Consider the following 16137-nt stretch of genomic DNA (forward strand, 5'->3'; position numbering starts at 1 on the left):
AGTGATTCCAAATTTTGGCTTCACTATATTCGGCTTTAAGCGGAAAGTGTATTGGGGCAAGGATGTATTTTATGCATCAGGGGACTGTAGTCCCTGCAGAAAAAACCCGCATTTTTTTAAAATTGCCCATAGGGGAGAGGAGAGTTCAGCCACTGGTTCAAAAAGATGGCGGGGTTGTCGGGGATAAGAAAAGAATTATGTTTAAACATATTGTGGCTGAAAATTAAGGGAAAGGAGCGACATGGGGCTTAAGAGTGAGGCGTCAAAAAAGATCCGGAAAAAACCGGATAAAACCTATGATGTGATTGTGATCGGTTCCGGATCCGGAATGGCGGTTGTGGAAAATGCCATTCAGCAGGGACTTCGGGTGGCCCTGGTGGATAAGGGGCCGGCCGGGGGGACCTGTTTGAATGTGGGGTGTATCCCGTCGAAAATGTTGGTGTCGGTGGCGGATCGTATCATGGAGATCCGCGAGGCGGATCGCTTCGGTATTGAGGCCAGAATTGAATCCATTGATTTTTCCAGGATCATGAAGGAGATGCGCGATGCGGTCATACCGGATCATCAGCAGATCCACAGGGCGCTTAAGTCAGAAGAGAAAATCGATTATTATGAGGGAACCGGGCATTTTGTGGCCCCGAATGAAATCGCGATAAACAACCACCGGATCCGGGGGGATAAGATTTTTATCGCCGCCGGAAGCCGCCCGGTGATCCCCGAAATCCCGGGGCTTGACCGGATTGCCTACCTGACCAATGAAACCCTGCTTAAGCTGGAGGCGCTGCCCGAATCCATGGTGATTATCGGCGGCGGCTATATCGCTTGTGAATACGGGCATTTTTTCTCAGCCTTGGGCACAGATGTCACCATTGTTCAGAACCGGGACCGGCTGCTGCCCGACGAGGAGCCTGAAATATCGGAAATTCTGGCATTTGATCTGGCAAACCGAGTGACTATTTATAATGATTCGGAAGTTGACGGGGTCCAGCCGGCTGATGGCAAAATCAATGCGGCGGTTCGCAATCTTAAGGATGGAAAGACGCGGTCCTTGTCTGTGGAGCATATCCTGGTGGCTGCGGGCCGGCGGTCCAATGCAAACCTGTTGCAGGTTGAAAACGCGGGGCTTGAAACGGATGCCAATGGGTTTATCCGCACGGATGCATATCTCCAGACCAGCCGGAAAGGGATATGGGCGTTCGGGGATATAATCGGCCGGCAGATGTTTACCCACACGGCCAATGCCGAGGCGGATATCGTCTGGGATAATGCCATGAACGGCGAGCGTGAGTCGATAGACTATGATGTGGTTCCCCGGGCGGTGTTTACCTACCCGCCGGTCGGGGCGGTGGGGCTCACAGCGGAGCAGGCCGCAAAGGTCCATGAGATTTTGGTGGGCACCGCGCGGTACGGGGATGTGGCCAAGGGGATGGCGCTTCGCGAGGACCGCGGCATGGCCAAGGTGGTCCTTGAGAAAGAGAGCTTAAAGCTTTTGGGGTTTCATATCATCGGTCCGCATGCGCCCATCCTGATTCAGGAGGTGGCCAATGCCATGGCCATCGGCGGCCAATTGGGGGCGTTATTTTCCGGTCAGCACATCCACCCGGCCCTGACCGAGCTGATTCCCAAGACATTCGGCAACCTGAGCGAGCCCGGGTAGATTAGAACAGAATGCCTATGCAGATCCATGTAGGGAACCCCCCAGGGTAAAATACAGGATTAACTGTATTGACCCAATCGGCGACAGCATATATGTAATCATGTAAAATTTTTATAGATTTTAAATGGTTATCAATTAACCCGGCAATTACAACCAAACCCATAAAGGAGGAGCATCATGGCAAGTATCGGGGATCTATTTCAATCCGGCGATTGGAAAAACGAAAAACACGTGCCGGTGATCGAGTGTCCGGAAGGCGTAACCGCGGATGAGATGTTTGAGGTCAAGCTCTCCATCGGAAAGGAGATCTCGCATCCCAATACCACCGAGCATCACATCCGGTGGATGCGGCTCTATTTCAAGCCGGCAAATGACAAGTTTGCCTACGAGGTCGGAAATTTCGAGTTCACCGCCCACGGTGAAGCGGCAGCCGGCGCCAACCAGGGGCCGGTCTATACCGATCATGCGGTAACCGCAAGACTCAAGGTCAACCAGTCCGGAACGCTTATCGCTGCCTCTTACTGCAATATCCACGGGCTCTGGGAAAGTTCCAGGGAGATCGCCGTCGGATAGGGCGGCTTGGCTTGATGTGAAAAGATGATAGTCTCGTAAAAAGTCAATTTTCAGATGGCAAAGCAAAATGTTCAAGATCGCGGCGCGCAAATCCCGAGGAATGCAGCGTACTAAATCGTACGTGAAATTCCGAGGGATGCAGCGCAACAAAGATATTGGACTTTTTGCGAAGCCATCAAAAGATAAAAAGGAGCAGACATACGTATGAAACAGATGACTGAGCAGCACATGATCAATGCATTTGGCGGGGAAAGTATGGCCAATATGCGGTATAAGCATTTCGCCATACAGGCGGAAAAAGAGAGTTTTCCCAATGTGGCCCGGCTTTTCAACGCCGTCGCCCATGCGGAGTTCATCCATGCGGGCGATCATTACAGAGAATTAAAGCATCTTGACGGCGGTTTTCTCGCCACCAGCATGGGCGCCTTCGGCCCGGGTGATACCGCTAAGAATCTGGGCCTGGCCATTGACGGCGAGAATTTCGAGGTGACCGAAATGTATCCGACATACATGGAGGTGGCTGATTTTCAGGGGGAAAAGAGCGCTTACCGGAGTTTTGACTGGTCCTATCAGACCGAAAAGCAGCACCTGGCGCTTTACCAAAAGGCCAAGGAGGCGGTTGACAGCGGAAAAGATGTGGAACTGGACACCATTCAGGTCTGCAGCGTCTGCGGGTATACCCTGGAGGGTGAGGCCCCGGACAACTGCCCGGTGTGCAAGGCCAAAAAAGAGAACTTCGTGGCCTACGAGTAGGGTAAATTCCATTAAGTCCCCCTTTCGTAAAAGGGGGGATTTAGGAGGATTTCCATCATTTAGAAATTTAAATCCCCCCAATCCCCCCTTTCCACTAAAAGGGGGGATGAGACAGGAGCCACGGATTTTGAGCGTTCCTTTGAGTTGTTGGGCTTCATCCCTCAACCCAACCTACGAAGCTAAAATCAAATTTGCGAAGCCCCCATCAATCAATCGCCCCGAACCGGCAGGCCTCATAGCAGGAGAGGCACTGGATGCATTTGGACTGGTCAATATAGGCCGGCTCCTTTTTCTGCCACGAGATGGCGCCCACCGGGCAGACCTTGTAGCACATGCCGCATTTTTTGCATTTGTCCGGATCAACCCGGAATTCCAGCAGGGCGGCGCATTTTTTGGCCGGGCAGCGTTTTTCATAAACATGGGCGATGTATTCATCCTTGAAGTAGCGCAGGGTGGAGAGCACCGGATTGGGGGCGGTCTGGCCCAGACCGCACAGGGAGGATTCCTTGATGACCGCCGAGAGTTCTTCCAGGTCTTCGATGTCCCCGGGTTCACCTTTGCCCCCGCAGATTTTGTTTAAAATCTCCAGCAGCCGCCGGGTGCCCTCCCGGCAGGGGACACATTTGCCGCAGGATTCATCCTGGATAAAATCCATGAAAAACCGGGCCATATCCACCATGCAGGTTTTTTCATCCATGATGATGACCCCGCCGGAGCCCATAATGGCCCCCACCCGGGCGATCTCCTCATAATCAACCGCCGTGTCAAGATACTGTTCCGGGACGCAGCCGCCGGAGGGCCCGCCCAGCTGCACCGCCTTGAATTTTCGTTTTTTGGGGATACCGCCGCCGATATCGTAGATCATTTTACGCAGCGTAATTCCCATGGGGACTTCCACCAGGCCGATATTATTAATATCCCCGGACAGGGCGAACACCTTGGTGCCTTTGCTGGATTCGGTGCCCACACTGGCATACCATTCCGCCCCGTTTAGAATAATTTGGCCCACATTGGCCAGTGTTTCCACATTATTTAATACTGAGGGGCGATCGAAGAGGCCTTTGTTGGCCGGAAAGGGCGGCCGGGGCCGGGGCATGCCGCGCTTTCCCTCGATGGAGCGCATCAAAGCGGTTTCCTCCCCGCATACGAACGCGCCCGCCCCCTGGTAGATGTCGATATCAAAATTAAACCCGGTGCCCAGAATATCTTCGCCCAGCAGGCCGTATTCCCGGGCCTTTTTAATGGCCAGGTTTAAGCGCTCGATGGCGAGCGGATATTCGGTGCGGCAGTAGATATAGCCCTGGCTGGCATTGATGGCTTTGGCCGCGATAATCATCCCCTCGAGTACCGCATGCGGATCCGCTTCCAGGATGCTCCGGTCCATGAAGGCACCCGGGTCCCCTTCATCCGCGTTACACAGTACGTATTTGATGTCGCTTTCCGCCTTGCTCGCAAACTGCCATTTCAGTCCGGCGGGAAACCCGGCGCCGCCTCTGCCCCGAAGCCCCGAGTCCCTGACTTCCTGGATAATCTCTTCCGGGCGCATCTCAGTGAGCGCCTTAGCCATGCCGAAATAGCCGTCTCTGGCAATGTATTCATCAATGGATTCGGGATCTATGGCCCCTTTGTTCTTCATCACCCAGAATTTCTGGTGGGCGAAAAAGGGGATATCCGTCATGATGGGGATGGTTTCCTTGGAGGCCGGCTCCACATAGAGGAGTTTTTCCACCGGCCGGCCCTTGAGGAAATGCTCTTCCACAAGCAGCGGGGCATGTTCGGGCTTTAGCTGCTGGTAGAAGATGCCCTCGGGTTGGACCAGCATCACCGGCCCCAGGGCGCAGAATCCGTTGCAGCCGGTTTCAACAACTTTGATCTCGTCTTTAAGTCCCTGTTTTTTTATTTCTTCTTCAAGTGCTGCATGAAACTCACGGCTGCCGGAGGCCTGGCATCCGGTTCCGCCGCAAAGCATCAGGTGGAGTCGCGCAGTAGCCATTGTGATCTCCTGATATGAATTCGGATTGTCTCTTCAGCCCAGATGCTGGAGATGGGCCAAATAGGTAATTATTCATATTCTTCGAGTATATTGATAACCCGATCCGGGGTGACCCCGCCGTGGGTGTCCTGGCCGATCACCATCACCGGTGCCAGCCCGCAGGCGCCCAGACATCGCACGGCTTCCAGGGAAAATCGGCGGTCCTCGGAAGTGTCGCCTTCTTCAAGTCCGTAGTTTTGTCTGATGCGGTTCATGATCTCTTTGCCGCCCTTGACATAGCAGGCTGTTCCCATGCAGACCCGGATGATGTGGCGGCCTTTCGGCGTGAGGGAAAAAAGGGAGTAAAATGTGGCAACGCCCAGCACTTCGCTTTTGGGCAGGTTCAGGCCGCTGCTGATATAGTCGATAAGCTCAACCGGCAGGTAGCCCACAATGTCCTGGCTCTCCCGTAAAACGGGGATGACGGCACCGGCCGTTTCCCTGTGGGTATTGATGACTTCATCAATCCGGGTTGTCATATCACTCGTTATATCGGGGTGTTCAAGTCGCGCCATGTCGCAAGTCTCCTGAAATGATGAACTTTTCGCAGCAGGATAAAACCTTTTCAACTTTTTCACAATCCATATTAAAAGTCAATCTTTCCCTACTATCTGATAAATCAGTGGTTTCCGGTCATGAGAGCCCCTGTATCCGCAAGTTGGAACATTCGTTTGACATGCCCCCGGCTTCCATATATTTTAAAAAGACAAAGAATTTTCGGTAACTTTGGCTTCCCCGGGATGGGTTTCTGCCGGATCGGAAGCCAGGGTCTTCTCTGTGCGACCGCACTGGATTGGCATTGATTTTATGAACTTAAATTGAGCGTTCCAAATTTTAAAAAGGTAAACTTTTATATTTTTTTTAATGAATATAGCAGATTTAATTGAACAGTTCGATTTAACTTTGGCCGCCGGCGAAAGCGGTATGGAACGGAGGGTAAAGGGCGGCTACTGCGGGGATCTGCTAAGCGAGATTATGGCCAATGCCCCGGAGGGATGCGTCTGGCTGACCATCCAGGTCCACCAGAATATTGTGGCGGTAGCCGTTCTGCGGGAGATGGCCGCCATCATCTTGGTCGGAGGTAATTCGCCGGATGAGGAAACCAAAGCCAAAGCGGATGCAGAGGGCATTCCTGTCTTGCTGACATCCCTGGATGCATTCTCATTGGCCGGCCGTCTTTATGCCGCTGGTGTGGTAAATCATACGGGCTGATTTGCCAGGTCTGGACGAACTTTTCGCCCTCGTTTCAGGAAATCCGGTATGCGTTTCAGGGCATTGACAGGCGGCAGATTGAGGTATAAGTGAAAGAGTTGTCGCTTCACATTCTGGATGTGGCGGAAAACGGGATTTCCGCCGGGGCGGATCAGGTTGCCATCGAGGTGATCGAGGACCGCCGGCAGAACCGGTTGACGCTAGTCATAGCGGATAATGGCCGGGGTATCCCTATGGATCAGGTTGACCGCGCCATTGATCCGTTTTATACTTCCCGTACCACCCGGCGGGTGGGCATGGGGCTTTCTTTGCTAAATGCCGCAGCCCGCCAGTGTGACGGGCATATGTGGATTGACTCCGATGCCGGCAAGGGCACCCGGATTACGGCGGAATTTGTGTATGATCATATTGACCGGGCGCCGGTGGGCGACATGGCGGCAACCATGATATCACTGATCATGGGCAGTCCGGGGATAGATTTTGAATACCGGCACGAGGTGGACGGCCGGGAATTCGTATTGAACACCCGGGAAGTCAAGTCGGCTTTGGACGGCCGGCAGATCAACGATCCCGAGGTGTTTCAGTATATCATGGAAACGCTTCGCACCGGTGAAAACCGGTTGAGGCAGGGAGGATAAGCAAATGGCCAAAATGAGCATTGACGATCTGAAGCAGATCAAGGAAAAAACCGCCAAAGAAACCTCCTTAAGGGGCGGGGCGGCCAGCATTAAAATCACGGTGCATATGGGCACCTGCGGCATTGCCGCCGGTGCCCGGGATGTCATGAATGCGCTGATGGATGAAATGGCCCAGACCGACCGTCAGGATATCCGGGTGGTGGCCTCGGGCTGTATGGGCATGTGCAGCTGTGAGCCGAATGTAACGGTTAAGAAGGAAGGCGAGGAGCCGATTGTCTATCAGCATATGACCGCCAATAAAATGCGGCAGGTCTTCGGCCGGCACGTGCTTGAGGGGGAAGTCCAAACGGATTTTGCTTTAGCCAAAATGTAAATGATACTAAACGTCTTAATCTTACTCTTAATCTAATTTTTTTACTTTGCTCAAAGGAGGAATGAATGGCCTGTCTTGATTGGCTGCCGCATGTTGAAGCGTTTCAGGCATTAACGAAAACGGAGCTGGCGGTAATCGACGGATTCTGCCGGGAAAAAGAATTCAGCCACGGCGACCGGATATTTAAGGAAGGCGATGATGCCACGCATCTTTATGTGGTGATTGAGGGACTGGTGGATCTTCGGTTTGATTTGCCCGCGCGGGAGACATCAGAAGCCCAGACCCTTTCTTCGGTTCAGGAAAACTCGATTTTTGGGTGGTCCAGTATGGTGCCGCCGTTTAGATACAGGCTTTCGGCTTATTGCGCATCTGAGCGGTGCCGGGTCATGATGATCGAGCGCAGCCGCTTTCAGGATTATCTGCGGCAATATCCGGAAACCGGATACCGGGTGCTGGCCGAGCTTTTAAAGGTCGTTGGCAGCCGTTTTCAGCAGCTTCAGGGTTCATCCGGGGAGTCGCCGCTGGCGCTTGCCAAAGTGACTGTGCACATGGTCACCTGCGGTATTGCCGCCGGCGCCCGTGACGTCATGAAGGCGCTGACCGAAGAAATGTCGCGCTCCGGACGGCAGAATGTGACCGTGGAAACCGGCGGCTGTCTTGGCAAATGCTGGAGCGAGCCGAATGTGACGGTGCAGATCCATAATCAGGGCCCGGTGGTCTACCAGAAAATGGATGCGGAAAAGATGCGCCGGGTATTTAACGAGCATATTATCAGCGGAAAAGTTCAAAAAGACTGCGTGCTGGAAGAGGGGGGTAAATGATTAGCCTGGATTTTCTGGAAAAGGTGACTTGTTTTAGCTGTTTAAATGATGATCAGCTGAAAATGGTTCAGGAGCGCGCCGAGATGGCGGAGTTTTCCCGGGGGGAGAAAATATTTGCCCACGGCAGTGACGCCACCCATGTATGGATCGTGGTGGAGGGCGATGTGGAGCTCCGTTCCGAGGCCCCAAAGGGGGCGCAGCCAAAGGTTGAGCCGGCGGTTTCATTTATGGCCGAGGCCAATGCATTCGGCTGGACCTGCTTTGTGCCGCCCTATAAGTATCAGCTCTCCGGTTATTGCTCATCCCGGCAGTGCAAACTGATCAAGTTCGACCGGGAGGGTTTGACCGAACTTTTTGAAAAAGACCCGGTGATCGGCCTGGAGGTTATGTTCTATCTCATGGGCGCAGTGGGCCAGCAGTTCGGGCAGCTGCAGGATGAGATCGCCAAGCACAGGGGGCATGAAATCATGAGCAACTGGTAGATTACAAAGTAAAATGGCCAATTTCTGCGTTGCGCATCATCTCTCGTCATTCAACGTACTATCAGTACGCCTCATTCCTCGAGATTCGCGGCGCCTTGAACTTGACTCATTTTACTTTGCCAGCTCCAGGTATATTTTTTGCTTAAATAATAAGGCTGTCATTCCGAGCGCGAGCGAGGAATCTTTTAAGCGCCCGAAGATTCCTCGTCACTGGCGTTCCTCGGAATGACCCCAGCCCAATATCCGGGCACTCCATGTTGTTGGTTTCTAAGAACACCTAGCACCCAACACCCAATACCTAACACCTAACACCCTATACCCTATACCTCAAACCCTACACCCTACACCCTAAACCCTATACCTTTTTTTCATGCCGCCTGCTCGATCTTTACCGCGCACACCTTGTATTCCGGAATGTTGGCTACCGGGTCCAGGGCCGCGTTGGTAAGCCGGTTGGCTGCGGCCTCGGCAAAATGAAAGGGTATGAAAACCGTTCCGTCCACCGCCAAATCCGATATTTTCACACGGGCGGTGATTTCGCCGCGCCGCGAGGCGATCCGGATTTTTTCACCGTCGTCCAGTCCGTTCTTTTCCGCATCCGAAGTTGATATCTCCACAAAGCTCTCCGGCGCACGCTCGTTTAATCCCTCGGTGCGGCGGGTCATGGTGCCGGTGTGGTACTGGTAGAGCACCCGGCCGGTGGTCAGATACAGGGGATATTCCGTATCCACCTGCTCCGCCGGCGGGATGAAATCAATGGCATGGAACACCCCTTTGCCGTGGGTAAACTGCTGGGTGTGCAGGATCGGGGTGCCGGCATGATCGGCAGACGGGCACGGCCAGTGAATCCCCTCGCGCTCGATGCGTTCATAAGTGATCCCCGCGTAGGAGGGGGTGACCCGGCCGATTTCCGAAAAGATATCCCGGGCGGTCTCGTAGTTCATGGGGTATCCCATGCGCCGGCTGATTTCCGCGGTAATCCGCCAGTCTTCCCGGACCGATCCCGGCGGGCCCAGGGCCTTTCTCACCCGTTGAACCCGACGCTCCGTATTGGAGAAGGTGCCCTCTTTTTCCGCAAAACAGGCGGCCGGCAGCACCACATCCGCCTGCCGGGCGGTCTCGGTCATGAAAATGTCCTGGACCACCAGAAAATCCAAGCGGGAGAAGCTCTTTTCCGCGTGATTTAAATCAGGGTCCGAGACCAGCGGATTTTCGCCGATGATGTACATGGCCTTAAAATCGCCCTCATAGGCTTTGGGCACCATTTGGGTCACCGTAAGCCCCGGTTTGTCCGGAAGTCCGGTAACGCCCCATTCTTTTTCCATTTTGGTGCGGGCCGCCTCGTCAGTGACTTTCTGGTATCCGGTATAGACATTGGGAAGGCCCCCCATGTCACAGGCCCCCTGCACATTGTTCTGCCCCCGCAGCGGATTGACCCCGCCGCCTTCAATGCCCAGATTGCCGCAGAGCATGGCCAGGTTGGCCAGTGACTTGACATTGTCCGTGCCCGTGGTGTGCTGGGTAATGCCCATGCAGTAGAGGATGCTTCCGGCCCCGGCACTGCCATAGAGGCGGGCGGCCTCGATGATCTGCCCGGCCGGGATGCCGGTGATCGATTCCACGTATTCCGGCGTGAATTTTTCCACCATGGCCGATAGTTCATCAAATCCGGTGGTGCGCTCGCCGATAAAGGTCTGGTCTTGGAGGTTCTCTTTTAAAATCACATGTATCAGGCCGTTGATCCAGGCCACATCCGTACCCAGATTGGGCCTTAACCACAGATTGGCGTGATCGGTTAATTTGATATGCCGGGGGTCCACCACAATCAGTTTAGCCCCCCTGAACTTGACCGCCCGTTTGACAAAACTCGAGAGCACCGGATGGTTTTCCGTGGTATTGGATCCCGTCACCAGGATAACTTCCGCCTTTTCAATATCCGCAATGGTATTGGTCATTGCGCCACTGCCGAATGCGGCGGCCAGACCGGCCACCGTGGAGCTGTGTCAGAGCCGGGCGCAGTGATCCACATTATTGGTTTTAAGCACCGCGCGCGCAAATTTCTGGGCCAGATAGTTCTCCTCGTTGGATACCCGGGCAGAGGTGAGCACACCCAGGCTGTCTGATCCGTGTTCATCCCGGATCTCTCCCAGGCGCCTGGCAGTCAGATTCAGGGCTTCATTCCAGGTGACTTTGCGGAATTCGCCGTTTTCCTTGATGAGCGGCGTGGTCAGCCGATCCCCGGAATTGATGAAATCGAATCCGAACCGGCCTTTAACGCACAGGCTGCCCTTGTTGGGCAGGGTGCCTTCGGCGCCGGTGACTTTAATCACCCGGTTGTCTTTCACATGCAGCTCCATCTGGCAGCCCACCCCGCAGTAGCTGCAAGTGGTCCGGGTCTTTTTAACCTCCCAGGGCCGCCAGTCATAGCGGGCGTTTTTCTCCACCAGTGCCCCGACCGGGCAGGCCTGAACGCATTCGCCGCAGAAAACGCAGTCCGAATCCTTGAGCGGCCGGTCGCCCGCGGCCACGATTTTGGACTCAGAGCCCCGATAGCCGAAGCTGATGGCGTTGTTTACCTGCACCTCATTGCAGGCCTGAACGCAGCGGCCGCACAGGATGCATCGGGAGAAATCCCGCACGATAAAGGGATTGACCGTTTCCATGGGGTATCGGGTCGGTGTGGCCGGAAAGCGCTCACCTGAGACCTGGTAGCGGTAGGCCAGGCTTTGGAGTTCGCAATCGCCCCAAACCGGGCAAAGATCTCCGCTTTGGTCTTCTTGCTGAACTTTGAGCTGAAAAGCGGTCCAGTTTTCGGTATCGCCGCCGCGCACTGCGCAGTTGTGGTTGCCCGAGGCCAGCAGAAAGCGGAGTGTCATTTTGCGGGACTCCACCACCTTGGGGGATTCGGTCCAGATCACCATTCCGGGTTCGGCCGGGGTGGAGCAGGCGGGCATGAGATTTCTCGCATTTTTGATCTCTACCACGCACATTCGGCAGGCGCCGGTAGGCGTTGCCCCTTTGAGGTAGCACAGGGTCGGAATATCGATGTCATTGCGGCGGGCCACCTCAAGGATGGTTTCTCCGGATTCAAATGAGAATGTCTGGTCGTTAAGCGTAATGGTCTGATCTGTCATGACTGCCTCTATTATTTTTGTTGCGCTACATTCCTCGGAATTTCACGTAAAATTAATGAACCGGTTCAAATCAAAAACCCACACTACGATAACTCCATACGATCTTTCAAGAAAATTATCTTTTTTTCCGTGCGTCTCCGGGTGTTTCAAAACGCCACAGGGGATGTGGCGGGAAAGTCGATTATAGGGGCTGTGTCTGGGGCGTTTATCTTTAATCCGGCGTCGGGCAATGCTTTAAGCGTCGGGGCCAGGTTTCAGGTTTCGGGCTTCAATGTTCAGGTGTCAGGATATGCGATCCTTCATGCTGAAACTTGAACACCGAACACTTTTTGCCCAGATAAAAAACGGCCGCCCGTTTCGGCGGCCGTTTTGAGAAAAATGGTTCAGTCGTCGCCTTAGCTGTTCGCCTTCTCAAACTTGGCCATGAAATCGGTCAGCGCCTTCAGGCCTTCCACCGGCATGGCATTATAGATGGAGGCCCGGCAGCCGCCCACGGACCGGTGGCCCTTGAGCCCGCCCAGGCCGCTGTTGGTGGCCTCCTCGATAAATTTTTTCTCCAGATCCTCGCTGGGCAGCCGGAAGGTGACATTCATCAAAGACCGGGAGTCTTTATCCGCCGTACCACGGTAAAAATCGCTTTCATCAATGCAGTCGTACAGGATTTTCGCCTTTTCCTGGTTCTGCTTTTCCATGGCCGCCATGCCGCCCACGGTTTCCTCAATCCATTTGAGCACCAGCTGCACAGAATAGATGGAGAAAGTCGGCGGCGTGTTGTAAAGCGATTTTTTCTTGAGAAACGTGTTGTAGTCGAGCATCGAGGGCAGGCCCTCGGGAATCAGTTTAAACATGTCATCGCGGATGATCACCATGCAGATACCGGATGGGCCGATGTTCTTCTGCGCGCCCGCATAGATCATGCCGAATTTCTCAATGTCGAGGGCCCGGGAGAAAATGTCCGAGGACATGTCGGATACGATGGGGGCTCCGCCGGTATCCGGAAATTCATGGAACTGGGTGCCCTTGATGGTATTATTGGAGGTGATGTGGGCGAAAGCCGCATCCTTGTTGAACTGAATGTTTTTGGGAATATAGCAAAAATCCCGGTCTTCTGAGGAGGCCACCACATTGTGGGGTTTTTTCTGGATTTCCGCTTCTTTGATGGCCTTGGTGGACCAGGTCCCGGTGTTGACGTAATCGGCGGATTTGCCTTCAGGCAGGAAGTTCATGGGGATCATGGCAAACTGCAGGCTGGCCCCGCCCTGAATGAAAAGGATCTGATACCGATCATCCAGTCCCAGCAGGCGCTTGGCGCGGGCCACGGCATCTTCAATGATATCTTCAAACCAGCTGGAGCGGTGGCTGATTTCCATCACCGACATCCCGCTGCCCTTATAGTTTAAAAGCTCCTTCTGAATCTCTTCCAATACCGGCAGCGGCAGAGTGGCCGGGCCCGGGTTAAAGTTATAAATTCTGTTTTCAGTCATCAGCACTCTCCTTATTGAAATTTTATATTTGAATTCAAAATGAAATTGTAATTCATTACAAAATCGTTTATAAATGTCAAGTTTTATTTGAGAATATGCTCACTATGGGGCCGCCTATCCTGCTGTAATGATTGACACTTTTACGTGTTTGGCGTAGTTTTCAATTATCCCTCAGGCATGTTTTGAAAACCACGGAAATAAAGGATTTAAATATGTTTATTTTGGATTATCCCTCTGATGAGGCCGCGCAGCGGATTGATGATATCACCCGGCGAGGCCTGTCCTTTAATCCCGAAGATGTCAATGCCGTATCCGCCATGCTGGATGCGGTTCGGGCCCGCGGCGATGCCGCGCTTATCGAATATACGGCAAAATTTGATGCCCCGGATTTGACCGCCGCCGAGTTGGCGGTCTCCGAAGCCGAATATCAGGCAGCGGAAGCTCAGGTGGATGCGGCTTTTTTAAATGCCTTGGACCGGGCGGTAAGCCAGATAAAAAGTTTCCACCAAAAGCAGCTTAAAAATTCCTGGTTTGAGGCGGCCCGGCCCGGGGTCTTTCTCGGCCAGCTCGTCAATCCAGTCGGTGCCGCGGGGGTTTATGTGCCGGGCGCCAAAGGCGGGATGACCCCGCTTGTATCTTCAGTTCTTATGGGGGCGATTCCGGCGCGCATTGCCGGGGTGGATGACGTGGTCATGGTGACTCCCCCAAAAAAGGACGGCAGCATTGATCCGCATCTGCTGGTGGCCGCCCGGCGGGTGGGGGTGGATGCCGTCTACAAGGCAGGCAGTGCCTGGGCCATTGCCGGGCTTGCCTATGGGACGGAAACCCTGCCGCGCGTGGATGTGGTTGTGGGACCGGGCAATATCTATGTGACCATTGCCAAAAAGCTGGTGGCCGGCATTGTGGGCATTGACATGATCGCCGGGCCGAGCGAGATCCTGGTGATTGCCGATGACTCGGCGGATCCTGAGTTTATCGCCGCGGATCTTTTGTCCCAGGCCGAACACGACCCCCTGTCCTCTGCGCTGTTGATTACCGACTCCCGGGGGATTGCCACCAAAGCCGCCGCCGAGGTGGAAAAACAGCTGGCGGCACTTTCCAGAAAGGATATCGCCCGGGCCTCGCTTGATGCCTATGGCGGTATTATTGTGGTGCCGGATCTGCCCACCGCGCTTTCCCTGGCCAACCAGATTGCGCCGGAGCACCTGGAGCTTTTGGTGACCACACCGTTTGAGCACCTAAGCCGCATCCGCAATGCCGGCGCCGTATTCATGGGCCATTATACCCCGGAGCCAATGGGCGACTATGTGGCCGGTCCGAACCATGTGCTGCCCACCGGCGGCACCGCCCGGTTTTCCTCCGCCCTGTCCGTGGATACCTTCATGAAGCAGAGCAGCCTGATCTATTATTCCGAGGCGGCCATGGCCGAGGAGGCCGATGATGTGATCCGGCTGGCTGATATCGAGGGGCTGGGCGCCCATGCCGGATCAGTCCGGGAGCGCATAAAAAAGGGCCATAAATGATTTGGTTCAGGGCTTGACAATCCGAATGAGGCGTTTTACTTTATATTAAATTTTTTGAGAATATGCTCAAAAAAGGGAGATTATGGGACGGCCGCATAAAAAACGATATGTTGCGTATAATCCCGGTGTGAGCTATTTCAAGCCCCGGGGCATTCCGATGCTTGAGCTGGAGGAAATCCATCTAACCATTGACGAGCGGGAAGCCCTGCGGCTGGCGGATCTCGAGGGCTACTCCCACGAGGAGGCCGGGCGGCGGATGCAGGTTTCACGGGCGACATTCGGCCGCATCATCGAACGGGCGCGAAAAACCGTGGCAGATGCATTAATCAACGGCAAGGCCATCAATATTGAGGGCGGCAATTACCGCCTCGGTGACAGCGAACGCCTGTTCCGGTGCAACGACTGCGCCTATGAATGGAATGAAGCCCTTGGCACCGGGCCGCCGGCTAAATGTCCGGCCTGTTCGGATAAGAATATCAACCGGGTGCCGGCGTGTGAGAAAAACAAACCGGTCGATCGCGCCGAAAGATAAATAAACCGGCGCTGGGATGCGAACCGGACAACAATTTTTATGTAAGGAATTTTTAAAGGAGAACTCATATGGCTGAATGTTCAGGCGGGTCCTGCGGTCAAAATCAGGATCAGCAGAAATCCCGGGAAATACAGGAGCAGGCGGTAAAAGATACGCTTGGCAAAATCAAGCACAAGTTTCTGGTCATGAGCGGCAAAGGCGGGGTGGGTAAAACCAGTGTGTCGGTGAATCTCGCCATCGCACTGGCCAATAAGGGCTATAAGGTCGGCATCATGGATGTGGACCTGCATGGTCCGGATGTCCCCCGCATGCTGGGGCTGGAGGGAATGATCGGGGCCAGTGAAAATCAAAAGCTTGCCCCCATGCAGTATTCGGAAAATCTCACGGCGATATCCATCGAATCGCTGATGCCGAACAAGGATGATGCGGTGATCTGGCGGGGGCCGTTAAAGCATTCCGCCATCAGTCAGTTCATATCGGATGTGGACTGGGGGGAACTCGATTTCCTGATCGTGGACTCTCCTCCCGGCACCGGGGATGAGCCGTTGAGCGTGGCCCAGACCATTGAGGACTGCCGGCCCATCATCGTGACCACGCCCCAGGAAGTGGCCCTATGGGATATCCGCAAATCGATTAATTTCTGCAAAAAAATCCAGCGGGAGCTTTTCGGCCTGGTGGAGAACATGAGCGGCTATGTCTGCCCGCACTGCGGCAAAACAGCGGACCTCTTCGGCACCGGCGGCGGGGAAAAGACCGCCAAGGAGTTCGGGATTAATTTCCTGGGCCGGATTCCGTTTGATCCCAACCTGGTCAAAGCCGGCGACTCCGGCTCCTCCTTCCAGGATGCCTACAAGGATTCAGAAGCGGCCCAAGCCTTTGCCGGCATTGCCGGGCATCTGATTAAGCTGATGGGAGAGTAGATA

General features: G+C 54.2%; 16 protein-coding genes. 12 read left to right on the forward strand and 4 right to left on the reverse strand.

From position 1 onward, the window contains the following. Positions 1 to 71: 71 nt before the first annotated feature. The 4 genes from U5L07_18070 (at position 72) to U5L07_18085 (ending at position 2983) form a co-directional block, all read left to right on the forward strand. A complete protein-coding gene (locus tag U5L07_18070; protein ID MDZ7833656.1) occupies positions 72 to 227 on the forward strand; it encodes a hypothetical protein in 156 nt (51 codons plus the stop codon). Positions 228 to 241: 14 nt separating this feature from the next. Further along, positions 242 to 1657 (forward strand): dihydrolipoyl dehydrogenase, encoded by a 1416-nt coding sequence (locus U5L07_18075; GenBank protein MDZ7833657.1) that lies wholly within the window; start codon positions 242 to 244, stop codon positions 1655 to 1657. A 177-nt stretch (positions 1658 to 1834) separates the two neighbouring features. After that, positions 1835 to 2230 carry a class II SORL domain-containing protein gene (locus tag U5L07_18080; GenBank protein ID MDZ7833658.1) on the forward strand — a complete coding sequence of 132 codons (396 nt, stop codon included), beginning with the start codon at positions 1835 to 1837 and terminating at the stop codon, positions 2228 to 2230. Positions 2231 to 2434: 204 nt separating this feature from the next. Next, positions 2435 to 2983 (forward strand): rubrerythrin family protein, encoded by a 549-nt coding sequence (locus U5L07_18085; GenBank protein ID MDZ7833659.1) that lies wholly within the window; start codon positions 2435 to 2437, stop codon positions 2981 to 2983. A 205-nt stretch (positions 2984 to 3188) separates the two neighbouring features. On the opposite strand, the gene nuoF is transcribed toward U5L07_18085, so the two are convergent. Together nuoF and nuoE are read right to left on the reverse strand one after the other, a co-directional pair. Then, positions 3189 to 4976 carry an NADH-quinone oxidoreductase subunit NuoF gene (gene nuoF / locus U5L07_18090; GenBank protein ID MDZ7833660.1) on the reverse strand — a complete coding sequence of 596 codons (1788 nt, stop codon included), beginning with the start codon at positions 4974 to 4976 and terminating at the stop codon, positions 3189 to 3191. Between the two features lie 68 nt (positions 4977 to 5044). Continuing rightward, positions 5045 to 5530 (reverse strand): NADH-quinone oxidoreductase subunit NuoE, encoded by a 486-nt coding sequence (nuoE, locus tag U5L07_18095; GenBank protein ID MDZ7833661.1) that lies wholly within the window; start codon positions 5528 to 5530, stop codon positions 5045 to 5047. Between the two features lie 409 nt (positions 5531 to 5939). Here nuoE and U5L07_18100 point away from each other — a divergent pair, with 409 nt between their 5' ends. The 5 genes from U5L07_18100 to U5L07_18120 all read left to right on the forward strand — a co-directional run bounded on the left by U5L07_18100 (position 5940) and on the right by U5L07_18120 (position 8541). Beyond that, positions 5940 to 6227: a DRTGG domain-containing protein gene (locus U5L07_18100; protein MDZ7833662.1), complete on the forward strand. Its 288-nt coding sequence runs from the start codon at positions 5940 to 5942 to the stop codon at positions 6225 to 6227. 89 nt (positions 6228 to 6316) lie between these two features. Further along, positions 6317 to 6865, forward strand: coding sequence for an ATP-binding protein (locus tag U5L07_18105; protein ID MDZ7833663.1), 549 nt, complete (start codon positions 6317 to 6319; stop codon positions 6863 to 6865). A gap of 4 nt (positions 6866 to 6869) precedes the next feature. Then, positions 6870 to 7238 carry a (2Fe-2S) ferredoxin domain-containing protein gene (locus U5L07_18110; GenBank protein MDZ7833664.1) on the forward strand — a complete coding sequence of 123 codons (369 nt, stop codon included), beginning with the start codon at positions 6870 to 6872 and terminating at the stop codon, positions 7236 to 7238. 65 nt (positions 7239 to 7303) lie between these two features. Then, positions 7304 to 8059, forward strand: a complete 756-nt coding sequence (locus U5L07_18115; protein ID MDZ7833665.1) for a cyclic nucleotide-binding domain-containing protein — start codon at positions 7304 to 7306, stop codon at positions 8057 to 8059. After that, positions 8056 to 8541 (forward strand): cyclic nucleotide-binding domain-containing protein, encoded by a 486-nt coding sequence (locus U5L07_18120; protein MDZ7833666.1) that lies wholly within the window; start codon positions 8056 to 8058, stop codon positions 8539 to 8541. Before U5L07_18115 ends, U5L07_18120 begins: the two co-directional genes overlap by 4 nt. Positions 8542 to 8909: 368 nt before the next feature. On the opposite strand, the gene fdhF is transcribed toward U5L07_18120, so the two are convergent. Continuing rightward, positions 8910 to 11675, reverse strand: coding sequence for a formate dehydrogenase subunit alpha (fdhF, locus tag U5L07_18125; protein MDZ7833667.1), 2766 nt, complete (start codon positions 11673 to 11675; stop codon positions 8910 to 8912). A 395-nt stretch (positions 11676 to 12070) separates the two neighbouring features. Then, positions 12071 to 13159, reverse strand: coding sequence for a 3-phosphoserine/phosphohydroxythreonine transaminase (serC, locus tag U5L07_18130; protein MDZ7833668.1), 1089 nt, complete (start codon positions 13157 to 13159; stop codon positions 12071 to 12073). A 212-nt stretch (positions 13160 to 13371) separates the two neighbouring features. Here serC and hisD point away from each other — a divergent pair, with 212 nt between their 5' ends. The 3 genes from hisD (at position 13372) to U5L07_18145 (ending at position 16134) form a co-directional block, all read left to right on the forward strand. Then, on the forward strand, positions 13372 to 14682 hold the full coding sequence (hisD, locus tag U5L07_18135; GenBank protein ID MDZ7833669.1) for a histidinol dehydrogenase: 1311 nt from the start codon (positions 13372 to 13374) through the stop codon (positions 14680 to 14682). An 82-nt stretch (positions 14683 to 14764) separates the two neighbouring features. Continuing rightward, positions 14765 to 15214, forward strand: a complete 450-nt coding sequence (locus tag U5L07_18140; GenBank protein MDZ7833670.1) for a DUF134 domain-containing protein — start codon at positions 14765 to 14767, stop codon at positions 15212 to 15214. Positions 15215 to 15282: 68 nt separating this feature from the next. Then, positions 15283 to 16134, forward strand: coding sequence for an Mrp/NBP35 family ATP-binding protein (locus U5L07_18145; protein ID MDZ7833671.1), 852 nt, complete (start codon positions 15283 to 15285; stop codon positions 16132 to 16134). Positions 16135 to 16137: the final 3 nt, after the last annotated feature.

It is taken from the genome of Desulfobacterales bacterium (assembly GCA_034520365.1).
In the GTDB taxonomy this organism is placed as follows: domain Bacteria; phylum Desulfobacterota; class Desulfobacteria; order Desulfobacterales; family Desulfosalsimonadaceae; genus M55B175.

Excerpts from the sequence above, each read along its gene's own strand:
- U5L07_18070 (MDZ7833656.1), top strand. The coding sequence starts at position 72 with ATGCATCAGGGGACTGTAGTCCCTGCAGAAAAAACCCGCATTTTTTTA.
- U5L07_18075 (MDZ7833657.1), top strand. The coding sequence starts at position 242 with ATGGGGCTTAAGAGTGAGGCGTCAAAAAAGATCCGGAAAAAACCGGAT.
- U5L07_18080 (MDZ7833658.1), top strand. The coding sequence starts at position 1,835 with ATGGCAAGTATCGGGGATCTATTTCAATCCGGCGATTGGAAAAACGAA.
- U5L07_18085 (MDZ7833659.1), top strand. The coding sequence starts at position 2,435 with ATGAAACAGATGACTGAGCAGCACATGATCAATGCATTTGGCGGGGAA.
- nuoF (MDZ7833660.1), bottom strand. The coding sequence starts at position 4,976 with ATGGCTACTGCGCGACTCCACCTGATGCTTTGCGGCGGAACCGGATGC.
- nuoE (MDZ7833661.1), bottom strand. The coding sequence starts at position 5,530 with ATGGCGCGACTTGAACACCCCGATATAACGAGTGATATGACAACCCGG.
- U5L07_18100 (MDZ7833662.1), top strand. The coding sequence starts at position 5,940 with ATGGAACGGAGGGTAAAGGGCGGCTACTGCGGGGATCTGCTAAGCGAG.
- U5L07_18110 (MDZ7833664.1), top strand. The coding sequence starts at position 6,870 with ATGGCCAAAATGAGCATTGACGATCTGAAGCAGATCAAGGAAAAAACC.
- U5L07_18115 (MDZ7833665.1), top strand. The coding sequence starts at position 7,304 with ATGGCCTGTCTTGATTGGCTGCCGCATGTTGAAGCGTTTCAGGCATTA.
- U5L07_18120 (MDZ7833666.1), top strand. The coding sequence starts at position 8,056 with ATGATTAGCCTGGATTTTCTGGAAAAGGTGACTTGTTTTAGCTGTTTA.
- serC (MDZ7833668.1), bottom strand. The coding sequence starts at position 13,159 with ATGACTGAAAACAGAATTTATAACTTTAACCCGGGCCCGGCCACTCTG.
- hisD (MDZ7833669.1), top strand. The coding sequence starts at position 13,372 with ATGTTTATTTTGGATTATCCCTCTGATGAGGCCGCGCAGCGGATTGAT.
- U5L07_18140 (MDZ7833670.1), top strand. The coding sequence starts at position 14,765 with ATGGGACGGCCGCATAAAAAACGATATGTTGCGTATAATCCCGGTGTG.
- U5L07_18145 (MDZ7833671.1), top strand. The coding sequence starts at position 15,283 with ATGGCTGAATGTTCAGGCGGGTCCTGCGGTCAAAATCAGGATCAGCAG.